Annotated in this window: 11 protein-coding genes; 9 read left to right on the top strand and 2 right to left on the bottom strand. The window is 67.6% G+C overall.

Annotated features, from left to right (window positions below):
* Window positions 1-4: 4 nt before the first annotated feature.
* Both EXZ48_RS15700 and EXZ48_RS15695 read right to left on the bottom strand, forming a co-directional pair.
* Complete coding sequence (locus EXZ48_RS15700; RefSeq protein WP_130516898.1) at window positions 5-952, bottom strand: polysaccharide pyruvyl transferase family protein; 948 nt, start codon at window positions 950-952, stop codon at window positions 5-7.
* 64 nt (window positions 953-1,016) lie between these two features.
* Window positions 1,017-1,976 carry a glycosyltransferase family 2 protein gene (locus EXZ48_RS15695; RefSeq protein ID WP_130516896.1) on the bottom strand — a complete coding sequence of 320 codons (960 nt, stop codon included), beginning with the start codon at window positions 1,974-1,976 and terminating at the stop codon, window positions 1,017-1,019.
* A 122-nt stretch (window positions 1,977-2,098) separates the two neighbouring features.
* On the opposite strand from EXZ48_RS15695, the gene EXZ48_RS15690 reads away from it, so the two are divergent.
* The 9 genes from EXZ48_RS15690 (at window position 2,099) to EXZ48_RS15655 (ending at window position 13,371) form a co-directional block, all read left to right on the top strand.
* Window positions 2,099-3,571, top strand: coding sequence for a lipopolysaccharide biosynthesis protein (locus EXZ48_RS15690; RefSeq protein WP_130516894.1), 1,473 nt, complete (start codon window positions 2,099-2,101; stop codon window positions 3,569-3,571).
* A gap of 371 nt (window positions 3,572-3,942) precedes the next feature.
* Complete coding sequence (locus EXZ48_RS34890; protein ID WP_165909363.1) at window positions 3,943-5,067, top strand: acyltransferase; 1,125 nt, start codon at window positions 3,943-3,945, stop codon at window positions 5,065-5,067.
* A 5-nt stretch (window positions 5,068-5,072) separates the two neighbouring features.
* Window positions 5,073-5,858 (top strand): glycoside hydrolase family 16 protein, encoded by a 786-nt coding sequence (locus EXZ48_RS34885; RefSeq protein WP_165909362.1) that lies wholly within the window; start codon window positions 5,073-5,075, stop codon window positions 5,856-5,858.
* A gap of 14 nt (window positions 5,859-5,872) precedes the next feature.
* Window positions 5,873-7,075, top strand: coding sequence for a glycosyl transferase family 1 (locus EXZ48_RS15680; protein ID WP_130516892.1), 1,203 nt, complete (start codon window positions 5,873-5,875; stop codon window positions 7,073-7,075).
* Entirely contained in the window at window positions 7,065-8,063 is a 999-nt protein-coding gene (locus tag EXZ48_RS15675; RefSeq protein WP_130516890.1) for a glycosyltransferase family 2 protein, read from the top strand. The genes EXZ48_RS15680 and EXZ48_RS15675 overlap by 11 nt, the downstream gene beginning before the upstream one ends.
* Complete coding sequence (locus EXZ48_RS15670) at window positions 8,060-8,989, top strand: glycosyltransferase family 2 protein (protein WP_130516888.1); 930 nt, start codon at window positions 8,060-8,062, stop codon at window positions 8,987-8,989. Before EXZ48_RS15675 ends, EXZ48_RS15670 begins: the two co-directional genes overlap by 4 nt.
* Entirely contained in the window at window positions 8,986-10,017 is a 1,032-nt protein-coding gene (locus EXZ48_RS15665) for a glycosyltransferase family 2 protein (protein ID WP_130516886.1), read from the top strand. Before EXZ48_RS15670 ends, EXZ48_RS15665 begins: the two co-directional genes overlap by 4 nt.
* A gap of 4 nt (window positions 10,018-10,021) precedes the next feature.
* Window positions 10,022-10,927, top strand: coding sequence for a UTP--glucose-1-phosphate uridylyltransferase (locus EXZ48_RS15660; protein ID WP_130516884.1), 906 nt, complete (start codon window positions 10,022-10,024; stop codon window positions 10,925-10,927).
* Window positions 10,928-10,986: 59 nt separating this feature from the next.
* Window positions 10,987-13,371, top strand: coding sequence for a polysaccharide biosynthesis tyrosine autokinase (locus tag EXZ48_RS15655; protein ID WP_051758579.1), 2,385 nt, complete (start codon window positions 10,987-10,989; stop codon window positions 13,369-13,371).
* The last annotated feature ends 20 nt before the right edge of the window (window positions 13,372-13,391 follow it).

Genomic DNA, 13,391 nt, shown 5'->3' with positions numbered 1-13,391 from the left:
GGCTTTACAGGTAGTCGCGCCGCACGTCTTCCAGCACATCGTAGAGCTGTGCCTTGCGCGCCGCGAGGCGGGTGTCGGCGCTGAGCTGCGGCTCGGCGCGGCTCGCCTGCCAGAGCGCCAGTGTCGAGGGGGCGGCGAGCACCTGCTTGGCCGCAAGGCGAAGGCCCGCGCCGGATGCCGGCCTGGCGGCCTCGGCCACCGCGACATCCCCGGCCTGGCCGGGCGCGGGCCGCACGGCGCTGCGCCCCTCGTAATCGACGCCCCAGAAGCGGGCGCCCTTGACGATGGCCTCCGCGCGGCTGGAGATCGGCACGCGCCGCGGCCGGTGCTCGACCCCTACCGTTGCGGCCCAGTCGCGCCATTTGAAGCTGTTGATGCTGTCCGACGTGCTGACGGCCACCCAGGGCACGCGGAAGGCGTCGGCGAGGATCGCGCCATGCATGGATTCCGCGACGATCCGCTCCGACTGCGCGATCGCCCGGATCACCGCCTTCGCCTCCCCGCGCGGATCGATATAGGTGAGGCCGGCCGTGGTGCAGACGGTGGGCCACAGGCCCGCCACCGCCGATTCCCAATGGGGCACGAAGCTGCAGCCATGACGCTTCGGCAGGTTTGAAAACTCCGGCATGTCGGCCACCAGCACCGCCGGGTCGATGATGCCCAGCGCCTCCGGCACACCCACCTTCTGCGCCGTCAGCGGCCCGCGCACGCAGCGGATGTCCCAGAGGCCTTCATCCCGCATGTCCGGCAGCGCGCCGTAGCCGAAGCCGCTGCCGACGACGAGCTTGCGCCCTGCCTCGGGCAGCAAGGCCCTGTTCAGCACGGTGCCGACGCCGACGAGCAGCACGTCCGGATGGACCGCGCGAAAGCCCGGCAGCAGGAAGTCCCAGAGCCAGAGATTGAGGTCGTCGCCGAAATTGCCATGCTGCGATTCCCAGTAATAGGGCTTCATGTCCACCTCCTTGGAAAAGCGGGTCGCAAAAGGGGCCGGGCGTGCTGCCCGGCGCGAAACGGGATCAGCGGGAGACCTTGGCCACGGCAAGCGCGAAGGCGCTGGTGATCAACCGCGGATCGCGCAGCGCCCAGCGGGCGAGCATGTCGAGCTGGGGCAGCTTGCGCCGCTTGACGCGCCGCGCCTGACCCCAGAGCGCCTGGCGCCGGGCTGTCTGCTTGTAGGCGCGCAGCGAGGCGACCTCCGCCGGCCGTTCGGTGAAGCGCGTCTCCAGCCGGTCGAGCGCCAGCCAGGTGTTGAACTGCTGGCGCAGGAATTGCGGGGAATCGTTGTCGACGCCGTGGAAGATGTTGATCCCCTCGCCGCGTACGGCCCCCGCCTCCGCGCCGAGCACGATGCGTCCGGCCGCCAGCACGCAATCGCAGAAGAACAGCACGTCTTCCGCAGCAAGCCGCAGCGCCGCATCGAAGCGCACCTGCTCGATCAGCGGCCGGCCGATGACCATCGAGGAGAGGTGCAGGAAGCTCCAGTTCTTCAGCATGACCTGCGTCAGGCCGGGGATTTCGATGAGGAGCGGATCCTCCTCGAGCCGCACCACGGTCTCGCTTTCCGCAAGATCGGCGACGCCGAAATGATAGTAGAAGGCATCGCCCCCGGTGATGGAGGCGAAGTAGCAATCGGCCCCGTACCGGGTCATCGCCGCATGGGCGCGCGCGAGATGGCCGGGGGCGAAGGTGTCATCCGAATCAAGGAAGGCGACGAGCTCGGTTTCCGGGGAGACATGGTCGAGCCCGGTGTTGCGCGCCCCGCCCGGCCCGGCATTTTCCTGGCGCAGGATGCGCACGCGCGCCTGATCTTCCGGTAAAAGCGCAATGATGTCGCCATCGGCCGGATACGGCGATTCGTCGTCAACGACGATAACGTCGAAGTCGTTGAAATTCTGGGCAAAAACAGACCTGAGCGCACGCTCCAGGATGCCCGGCTCCTTCTGATAGAAGGGGATGATAACTGTCAGCTTCGCCATCTTTTCGTCCCTGTGGTTTCTCTAGAAAGAGTTTCGCATGGTCTCCTCCCACGGGGGCGCGGCCGTTTCCGGCGCAGGCATTTCGTCGTCGCCAGGGCTCCTTTTTCGAGCAGGTATCCGCCATGTCCCAGCAGGTGAACGCGAAGTCGGTGACGCGAAACGTCGGCTGGAGCGTCCTATCCAAGACAAGCACATTCGGGCTTAAATTTGTCACGGTGCCCATTCTCGCCCGGCTGCTTTCGCCCGAGGAGTTCGGCGCGGTGGCCGTCGCGCTCGCCCTCGTGCAGTTCCTGGCGATGATCGGCGGGGCGGGTCTCGCCTCGGCTCTCATCCTCGAGCCGCGGGAAGACGAGGAGACGATCCACTCGGTGTTCTGGGCCAATCTGGCATTCGCCTTCCTGATGGCGGCGGGGTTGTTTTTCTGGGCCGAGCCATTGGCCGGCTGGCTCGGTGCAGCCGATGCCGCCCCGCTCCTGCGCCTGATGAGCCTGCTCGTTCCGTTGCAGCTTGCCGGCGACGTCGCCTATGCCCTCGTCGCCCGGCGCATGCAGTTCAGCCAGGATGCGCTTTGGAGCATGGTGTCCGAATCGCTGGCGGCGATCGCCGCGGTCGTGCTGGCGCTCGCCGGCTTCGGCGTCGTCGCACTGGTCGTCCAGCTTTTCGTGGCGGGCGTTATCCGGCTTGCCGGCCTGTTCTTCGTCTCGCGCTACCTGCCGCGCCTCACCTTCCGTCTCGGCGAGGTGACGCGGCTTGCGCGCTTCAGCCTCGGGCTGATGGGCTCGGAGATTGCCAATTTCGTCACCTTCCAGTCGCCGATGGTCGTCATCTCGCGCTTCCTGGGACTGGCGGAAGCCGGGGCCTATTCCGCGGCGAACCGCTTTTCCAGCATTCCCAACCAGGTGGTGCTGTCGGCCGTCATGGGCGTGCTCTTTCCGGCCTTCAGCGCGATGATGCACGATCGCGAACGCCGTTCGCAGGCGCTGATGCTCAGCACGCAGGTGACGACCCTGCTGCTCGCGCCGATGATGTTCGGCCTGTGGGCGCTTGCCGAACCCGCCATGCTCCTGCTGTTCGGCCCGCAATGGGCAGCCGCCTGGCCGGTGCTCGGCCTGCTCGCGCTGTCGAAGGGCATCCTGACGCCTTGCAGCACGTTCATCCCCTATCTGAAAGGCGCCGGCCATGGCGGCGCGCTTTTCCGCTGGGCAGTCGGCCGGGCCGTCGTCACCACCGCCGCCGTCGCCTATGGCGCCTATGAGGGCACGTTGATCGCGGCGATGACGGCACTCTGCATCGTCAATGCGCTGGTGCTGGTCGGCTATTCCCGGCTGGTGTTCAGCGCCGATGGCACGCCGTTCCTCTCCGGCTTCTATCGCGCGGTGCGCCCGATGCTGATGGCTGCGCTGATGGCGCTTGCCGTGCGCTATGCCCTTGAGCATTACCTCGCCCAGCGGCTGCCGGCCACCCTGCAGCTTGTCGCCGGTATTGCGCTTGGCGGCGTGCTCTACGGCGGGCTGGTCCTCCTGACGGAGCGTCCCCTGCTGCGCAAGCTCATCGATCTCGCACGCCGCCCCAAGACATCGCCCGCTTTGCCCTGAGCCCGCCGCATTTCGGCCCCGGCCTGCCGCAATCGGCCTCCCGCCAGACCGATTGCGCATAGTCTTCGAAAAAAACTTCGTGAGCTCCTGCACCCCATAATTGCAGGAAGATCAGTATATTCGAATAGACTTCAAAGAATTGATGCCGCGGTGCTTGGTCTTGCCGGACGGCGGCTGGAATTCCCCTTCCGCACGCGGTGCCGAACCTGTCGCTATGTTGCAATGCAACCTTCTCATCACGCGAATTTGTTGCGCCGCCATATTTTTTTCCGTCCCGTCACCCAGACTCCGCTTCGTAGGCTCGAGTCTGCTCTTGTTTGAACGGCCGCTTGGGGGAGCGGCACACCAGAGGGGTGACGGACACCGTGGATATCGACGCGACTGTTTCACAGCGCATCAACCTGATGCGCATCGTGCTGATCAGCGGCATCATCTTCGTGCATGTGCCCTATGATCCCGCGACCAGCCCTTATGCCGGGCAGTTTGGCGGGATCGACTGGTTGCGCGTCTTCCTCGGTGACAGCCTGTTCCGGATCGGCGTCCCCTGCCTCAGCGCGATTTCCGGCTATCTGCTCTTCCAGCGCGGGTTTGCGGGTTTCGATTATCCAAGGACGTTGCGCAGCAAGGCCTCGACGATCCTTGTGCCGTTCCTCCTGTGGAACACGGCCTTCCTTCTCCTCGTGCTGGCGGCCCAGGCGCGCGGCATCGGCTTCGGCTACCTGCCGGACGTCCTGAGCGCCACGCCGCGCGAATGGATGAACCTTGCCTTCGCCATCGAGACCTGGCCGGTCAATGTCCCGCTCTATTTCCTGCGGGACCTGCTGCTCTGCCTTCTCCTCTCGCCGCTCATCGCCATTGCCGTGCTGCGTTATCCGCGCACCGTGCTGACGTTGATGCTGGCCTATGCGGTGCTGCCGCTGCCGAACGGCATCTTCCTGAAGAAATCCATCCTGTTCGGCTTCAGTTTCGGTGTCTGCGCCGCGCTGCACCGCTTCGACATCCGCCGCCTCGACCGCTTTGCCGTTCCGCTCGTCCTTGCCGTGCTCGCCATGGCCGTGGCGCTGTCGCTCGCCCTCTTTGCCTTCGGCCCGGTGTTCCCGGCCTGGCTGGACATGCTGCGCAGCCTGACGGCGATCGCCGGCATCTTCGGCGCCTGGGCACTTTCTGCGCTCCTGGTGCGCACGGCGCCGGGCGCGGCGCTGGCGAAGCTCGGCGGCCTCAGCTTCTGGATCTTCTGCGCGCACTATCCGCTGCTCATCCTGTTCTGGATGGTCTGGAACCGCTTCGGCAGCGTGGACGACTACCCGCTCTTCTACGCCGCAAGCCCCATCCTCGCGCTGGCCATCCTCGTTGTCAGCCATGCCGCGGCGCGGCGCTTTACACCATCGCCGCACGCCATCCTCACCGGCCGCCGGCTGGGCAGCCCACGGGCGTCCACGGGCCGGCGCCAAACCCCGCCGATGGAGCCGAACGGTTCCGTCGCTCAACGGAGGTAACCCGAATGACCGCTTCCTTGAACACCGTCCTTCGCACCGGCGCGTTCCTGACGGCACTCGCCGCAGCCGCCCCGCTCGCCGCCCAGGAGGGGGCCGGCGGACCCTCCTTCGTCGAGGAGTTCGATACGCTCGACACAGGCTTCTGGTACGTCTCCGACGGCTGGAACAACGGTGTGCACCAGAACTGCACCTGGTCGAAGGACCGGGTCGCGGTCCGGGACGGCAAGTTGCTGCTCTCCTTCGATGCGGCGCCGGCCGGCGAACGAGATTATGCCTGCGGCGAGGTGCAGACCCGCAAGCGCTACGGCTACGGCACCTATGAGGTGCGCATGAAGACGGCGACCGGCTCCGGCCTCAACTCGGCCTTCTTCACCTATATCGGCCCGGCCGACAAGAAACAGCACGACGAGATCGATTTCGAGGTGCTCGGCAAGGACACGTCGCGCGTGCAGCTCAACCAGTATGTCGCCGGCAAGGGCGGCAACGAGAAGCTGGTGCCGCTCCCCGGCCCGGCGGATGCCGGCTTCAACGACTATGCCTTCGTCTGGCAGAAGGACCGGCTCCGCTACTATGTCAACGGCGCCCTCGTGCACGAGGTGACCGACCCGGCGGCGCTGCCGGAGAATGCCCAAAAGGTTTTCCTCTCGCTCTGGGGCAGCGACACGTTGACCGGCTGGATGGGCCGCTTCGCCTTTGCCGGCCCGACAAAGCTGGAGGTGGAGCGCGTCGCCTTCACCGCCGAGGGCGATGCCTGCCCCTTCGCGGGCTCCGTCGCCTGCCTGCTGAACTGATCGGGACACGGCCTATGCTCCGGGTGCTCTATCTCGTTCACGATCTTTCCGACCCCGCCGTGCGCCGCCGCGTCCTGATGCTGCGGGCGGGCGGGGCCGAGGTGACGCTGGCCGGCTTCCGGCGTGGCGAGAATCGGCTGGCGGCGGTGGAGGGTGTCGTTCCCCTGGAACTCGGCACGACCCGGGACGCCCGCTTCGCCCAGCGCCTTGCCGCCGTCGCCCGCGCCGGTGTCACGCTGCGCCGCCGGCTGGCTGGGCTGGCGCGGCCGGATGTCATCCTCGCGCGCAATCTCGAAATGCTGGCGCTGGCAGGCCGGGCGCAGGCGATCTTCGGCGGCGCTATGCCTGTCGCCTATGAATGCCTCGACATCCACCGATTGCTGACCGGCAAGGGCGTGGCGAGCCGCGGCCTGCGCGCGGCCGAGCGCCATTTCGGCCGCAAGGCGGGTCTCCTCGTCACCAGTTCCCCGGCCTTCGTGGAGCACTATTTCCAGCCGCTTTCTGGCATCAGGGCGCCTGTCCATCTCGTTGAAAACCGCGTGCTGGAGCTGGACGGCCCGGCGGACGAGCTGTGCCTGCGGGCAAAAAAGCTGGCGGGAGAGCCCTGGCGCATCGGTTGGTTCGGCGCGATCCGCTGCCGCAAGTCGCTCGACCTCCTCTCCGCGTTCACCCGGCGCATGGAGGGCCGGTTCGAGGTGGTTCTGCGCGGCCGCCCCGCCCGGTCGGAGTTCGAGGATTTCGACGGCCTCGTGGCGCGCGAACCCTTCATCCGTTTCGAAGGCGCCTACCGCAATCCGGAGGACCTCGCCACCATCTATCGCGGGGTCGATCTTGCCTGGGCGATCGACTTCTTCGAGGAGGGGCTGAACTCCGCCTGGCTGCTGCCCAACCGGCTCTACGAAGGATGCCGCCATGGCGCCGTGCCCATCGTTCTGGGCGGAACGGAGACGGCGCGGCTTGCCGGCCGGCGCGGCATCGGCATTGCCCTGCGCGATGCGCGCCTCGAAACGCTGGTGACGCGTTTCTCCGCTTTCGACGATGACAGGTACCGGACGCTGCAGGCCGCGCTCGCCAGGCTCGGGCCGAAGCCCTGGATCCATGACCGGGCCGATTGCGCCGGGCTCGTCCAGCGCCTTGCCGCGCTTAAAGCGCCGACGGCGGAACCCACGCCTGTTCCTTCCCTTCTCGCAAGCAAGGTGGATTGCCATGACCATTGATCCCGTGACATCCGTGCGGTGCCTGATCGTGATCCCGTGCCTCAACGAGGCGCGTTACCTGGAGCCGCTGGTGCGGCAGCTCGAGCCGGCGCTCGCCGAGCTCAACGCCACGCTCGTCGTTGCCGACGGCGGCAGCAAGGACGGCACGCGGGACATTGCCGCCCGGCTCGCGGCGAGCGTGCCGAACCTCACGCTCCTCGATAATCCCAAGCGTATCCAGAGCGCCGCCGTGAACCTTGCCGTCGAGACCTTCGGCATGGACCACGACTACCTGATCCGCATCGATGCGCACGGCACCTATCCCGCGGACTATTGCCGCGTGCTCCTCGAGGAAGCGCTTTCGACCGGAGCCGATTCCGTCGTGGTTGCCATGCAGACCGTCGGCTTCGGCACCTTCCAGAAAGCCACCGCCGTCGCGCAGAACTCGGTGCTCGGCAATGGCGGCGCCAAGCATCGCGCCGGTGCGGAAAGCCACTGGGCCGAACACGGCCACCACGCGCTGATGCGCATTTCCGCCTTCCGCACGGTCGGCGGTTATGACGAGAGCTTCACCGCCAACGAGGATGCCGAATACGACTATCGCCTGCTGGCTGCCGGCTACCGGATCTGGATGACCGCACGCACCGCGATGGTCTACTATCCGCGCGCCAGCGCCTGGCCGCTGTTCAGGCAATATTTCCGTTATGGCCGCGGGCGGGCACGCAATTTCCTCAAGCACCGCGCCTGCCCGAGCCTGCGCCAGCTCCTGCCGCTGATGGTGGCGCCGGTGGCGGTCGGGGCGTTCCTGGCGGCCATCACCTGGATTGCTGCCGTGCCCTTCGCACTGTGGGCGGCGGCCTGCCTCGGTTATGGCGCCTGGATGGCGCTCGGCCAGCGCAACCCCTATGGTCCGCTCGCCGCCGTGTCGGCCATGATCATGCATTTCGCCTGGTCTGCCGGCTTCTGGCGCGAGCTTCTCGATTTCCGCCAGCACCGGGTGCCCGCATGACGGCCCCCGCTCCCCTCCGCGTCGATATCGCGGTCTGCACCTTCCGGCGGGCGGAAGCGCTCGGCGAGACGCTTGCCTCGCTCGTGGCGTTGACGGTGCCGTCGGGCGTTGCCCTGCGTATCATCGTCGCCGACAATGATGTCGAGCCGAGCGCCCACGCACGCGTCGAGGCCGCGCGGGCAGGCTTGCCGATGGCGCTTTCCTATGTGCACTGCCCGGCCGGCAACATTTCGCTCGCCCGCAACGCCTGCCTGGACGAAGCCGATGCCGATTTCCTCGCCTTCGTCGACGATGATGAGACGGTGGAGCCGCAATGGCTTGAAAACCTGCTTGCCGCGGCGGCGACGGGCGCCGCGGATGTGGTCCTCGGCCCGGTCAGGGCGCAGTACGGGCCGGACGCCCCCGGCTGGATGCGGCGCGGCGATTTCCATTCCACCCGCCCCGTCTGGGTGAAGGGGGAGATCCGCACCGGCTATACCTGCAACGTGCTCTTGCGCCTTGCCGCCCCGGCCATCGCCGGCCGCCGGTTCGACCATGCGCTCGGCCGCAGTGGCGGCGAGGACACCGCCTTCTTCATGCAGGTGCACGCCGCCGGCGGGCGCATCGCCTTTGCCGATGAGGCCTGGGTCAACGAGCCGGTGCCGCCCGCCCGCGCCCGATTTTCCTGGCTGGCGCAGCGCCGGCTGCGCATGGGCCAGACCCATGGCCGGCTTCTTGCCGGTCGCGGCGCGGGCCGGACCGCCGCCGCGGGGCTGGCCGCCGCGAAAGCCGCCATGTGCCTTGCGGCGGCAACGGCCTTCGTCCTCCTGCCGGTACCACGCAACCGCTTCCTCCTGCGCGGCCTGCTGCATGCCGGCGTGGTCGGCGGCCTTTTTGGCGCCCGCGCCATCGAACCCTACGGGCAGCTGGAGGCCGCGGCGCGATGAACGGGACTCTTCTGTCTGATGCCATCCCCGATGTCTCCGTCGTGATCGCCGCCTACAATGCGGCCGATACGATCGGCGATGCGATCGGCAGCGCCGCCGCGCAGGAGGGCGTGACGGTGGAGATCATCGTTGTCGACGATTGTTCCTCCGACGCGACCCGTGCGACCGTCGCCGCGCTCGGCACGTCGGGGCTGACACTCCTGCCGCTCGATCGCAACCGCGGTCCGGGTGGTGCGCGCAATGCGGGTTTTGCGGCCGCGCGAGGCCGCTGGATTGCGGTGCTCGACGCCGACGACACGCTGCAGCCGGATCGCCTTTGCCGCATGATCGCCATGGCCGAGGCGAAGGATGCGGCGGTCGTCGTGGACAATCTCGACGTGCTGCATGCCGATGGCCGCAGGGAGCGGATGTTCGCCCCGGCGCTGCTCGCCGCCATGCCGGCCCTGACGCTGCCCGTCTTCATCGACGCCAACCGGATTTTCCACGCTACGCACAATTTCGGCTACATGAAGCCGGTCTTCCGCCGCTCCTTCCTGGAGGACAAGGACTTGGCCTTCGACGAGGCGTTGCGCATCGGCGAGGATTATCTCCTGCTCGCCTCCGTGCTCGCCGCGGGCGGAACCTCTGCCGTCGTACCCGAGGCGGGTTATGTCTACCGCATCCGCGAGGGCTCGATCTCGCGTGTGCTGCGCCTTGACCATGTCGATGCGATGCTGGCCGGCGACCGGCGGTTTCTCGCCCGTTTCCCGCTTCGCGGCGCGGCCGCGGACGCCCAGCGCCGGCGCACGCGCAACCTCGAGGAAACGAGGTCCTTCCTCGCGCTGATCCAGCATCTGAAGAACCGTTCGCTCGGACCCGCCCTCAGGGTGGCGCTGGGCGATCCCGTCGCGCTCCGGCATCTTTCGATGCCGATCGCCGCCCGGTGGCGCCGCCTGATGGCGCCGTCGGCCCATCCGAGGACGGCCGCGCCCCGCGCGGACCTCTCCCCAACGACAGCGGAGGATCTGCCGCTTGAGAACAAAGGATAATGCCATGGAGCGAACCAAGACCGTCCGCAAGGCCGTCATCCCGGTTGCCGGCAACGGCACCCGTTTCCTGCCGGCCACCAAGGCCATGCCTAAGGAAATGCTGACCATCGTCGATCGCCCGGTCGTGCAATATGCGCTCGACGAGGCACGCGAGGCAGGCATCGAGCACGTCGTCTTCGTCACCAGCCGCAACAAGCAGGTCATCGAGGACCATTTCGACGACACGCCGGAGCTGATCTCCTCGCTGGAGCGCTCCGGCAAGGACGCCGCGGTCAGCGAACTCGGCCGGCTGCTGCCGGCGGCGGGTGCGGTGAGCTTCACCCGCCAGCAGGCCCCGCTCGGCCTTGGCCATGCGGGCTGGTGTGCGCGTGACCTCATCGGCGACGAGCCCTTCGCGCTGCTCCTGCCGGACATGGTATCCTTCGGCCCGCGCGGCTGCCTTTCCGGCCTGATGGACCTTTATGGCGAGGTCGGCGGCAATGTGGTTGGCGTCGAACAATGCGCGCCCGAGGAGACCTCGCAATACGGCATCGTCGGCAGGGGCTTGGGCGTGCGCCATGGCTTTGCCGTCACCCACATGGTCGAGAAGCCCGCGCCGGGCACGGCACCGTCCAATCTCTTCCTCAACGGGCGTTACATCCTCCAGCCGGAAGTGTTCGGCCATCTCGCCCGCCAGCAGCGCGGCGCCGGCAACGAGATCCAGTTGACCGACAGCATGCTGAAGCTCTCCGCCACGCAGCCCTTCCATGCCCATGTCTACGAGGGGCGGACCTATGATTGCGGTTCGAAACAGGGCTTCATCGAGGCGAATGTCGCCTTCGCGCTGGCCCGGCCGGAGCTCGGTGGCGCGCTCGTCGCGCCCCTGCGTGATCTCGTCATGGCCCACGGCGGCGGCGTGCGCGCCGCCTGACGCGAGACCCCGGGCCGGGCTTGCCGGCCCGGGGTCCTCCCAGGGCAAAGCAGCGACCCATGAGCCGAAAGGCAGAACGGAGCCCCATGCACCACCGCACCGTGCCGTACGGCAGTCTTTTCCGCAGGGAGCCGGATACGTCCGACAGCTTCATCGATCTCAACCGCCTGATGACGATCCTCATGCGGCGGGCGCGGCTGATCGCGCTCTCCGTCGTCGTGGCGCTGGCGCTTGGCGTCCTGTATCTCGTTTTCGCGACGCCGCTCTATACGGCGATGACCCAGATCCTGCTCGACGAAGACCTGTCGCGGTATGCCGAGGAGGCCGAGACCACGCCGCAAAGCAGCCAGCAGGCGGACACGCGCCTTGCCAGCGCCATCGAGATTCTGAAATCGGGCCGGCTGGCGCTGCGCGTGGTCGATGATCTCGATCTTTCGCAGAACGAGACGATCCTCAACCCGCCGCAATCGCCTGTCTCGCTCGCCAAGGGCTGGGTCAAGTCGCTTGCCTCCCTGGGCTCTGGTGGGGCCGCCCCCTCGGCAGAGGCGGAAGCAGAGGGCCGGCGGCAGAAGGCGGCAGCGATGCTGCAGCAGGGCCTCGGCGTCGAGCGTGTCGCGCGCAGCTCCGTCGTCGCGGTGTCCTTCCGCTCACCCGACCCGCAGCTTTCGGCGACCATTGCAAAAGCCTATGCCGAGGCCTTCTTTGCCGAGCAGCTCAGCGCCAATGTCCATGCCAGCGAACAGGCCAGTGCCTGGCTGCAGGAACGGCTTGCCGATATCCAGCAGCGCTCGCAGGCAGCCGCGCTGGAGGTCGAGCGCTACCGCAACGAGAACGGCCTGACCGCTGCGCGCGGAGAGCTCATGTCGGAGCAGCAGCTTGCCGACCTCAACAGCCAGCTCATCGTGGCGCAGGCGGATGCGGCAAGTGCTTCCGCCCGCTACAACCAGTTTCGCGCCATCGTCGAGCAGGGGCCGGAAAGGGCGGTCGCCAATGCGACCATCCCGGCGCGGCAGGGTGACAATTCCATCGTGCAGGACCTGCGCGGCCGCTACAACGCCGTCGTCAAGCGCGAGGGGGAGATCACCCGTTCCTTCGGCGCCGACCATCCCCAGGCGACGGCACTCCGGGCCGAGAAGGAAGATCTCGCCCGGCAGATCTACCAGGAACTGCAGCAGCTGACGGCGAGCTACCGAAACGACTACGACGTCGCCCGCTCGCGGGAGATTTCGCTGCGCGAAAGCATCGAGAAGGTCGCTGGCAGCAATGCCGAAGCGAACCGTTCCTCCGTGCAGCTGCGCACACTGGAACAGAAGGCCACGGCGCTGAAGACGCTGTCGGACGCCTATCTCGCCCGCTACGAGCAGGCGACACAGCAGCAATCCTTCCCCATCGCCAAGGCACGGGTGATTTCCGACGCCGGCGTGCCGACGGCGGCCTCCAGTCCGAGCAGGACGCTGACGATAGGCCTGTCGCTGGTGCTCGGCCTGATGGGCGGCGGTGCGCTGACCTTCCTGCAGGAAATGCGCGAGCGCTCCTTCCGGGTCGGTAACGACATTCGCGCCGTGCTGGGACTGCGCCCGCTCGGATACCTGCCGCTGGTCGGCGCCCGCAAGGAGCGCGCGCAGCCCGCCCGGCCTGAGGACGGCGGTGCGGACGAAGGCGACGTCATTCCCTTCGAGCGCATGACGCGCATCGTGCTCGACGCGCCGGGCTCGGCTTTTGCCGAGACCCTGCGTCATGCCCGGCTCGCCAGCGACATGATGCTGCATGGGCGGGAAAGCCGCGTGATCGGCATTGTCTCCGCCCTGCCGCAGGAGGGAAAGTCCACCGTCGCGATCAACTTCGCCGCGCTGCTCGCCGCCAGTGGCAAGCGCACGCTGCTGATCGACGCGGACCTGCGCCGGCCGAGCCTGACCGGCATGCTGAACCCCGCCCCGCAGGCGGGCCTCGTGGAGGTGCTGCTCGGGCAGGCCGCCTGGAACCAGGCCATCAAGGTCGACCGCCGCAGCAAGCTTGCCGTCCTGCCGGCCGGCGGCCGCATGCGCGGCGGCGAGGTCCACCACCCCAACGAGCTGATGGCCTCCGCCGGCATGAAGCGGCTCTTTGACGAGCTGCGCCAGACCTTCGACTACGTCATCGTCGATCTCGCGCCGCTCGCCCCTGTCGTCGACGTGAAGACCTTCGAGCCGCTGGCCGACGGCTTCCTCTTCGTGGTGGAATGGGGCAAGACCCCCTCGCCGCTGGTGCGCGACCTGCTTACTGCAGAAAGCCGCATCGAGGCCAAGATCGTCGGCGTCGTGCTCAACAAGACGGACATGACGGCGCTCCCCCGCTACAGCGATTTCGGCGCGGCGGAGAAATATCGCAGCCTCTACGATCAGTATTGCACCGATTCCGTCCCGCCGGTGCCCGCGCGGCAGAAGAGCGCGCCGACGCAAGGGTGACGCTGCGGGTCTGGCCTGAC

This window comes from Shinella sp. JR1-6 (assembly GCF_004284735.1).
Classification (GTDB): Bacteria; Pseudomonadota; Alphaproteobacteria; order Rhizobiales; family Rhizobiaceae; genus Shinella.
Note: the sequence above shows the minus strand (reverse complement) of the source record. Positions and strands in the feature narration are given on the sequence as shown.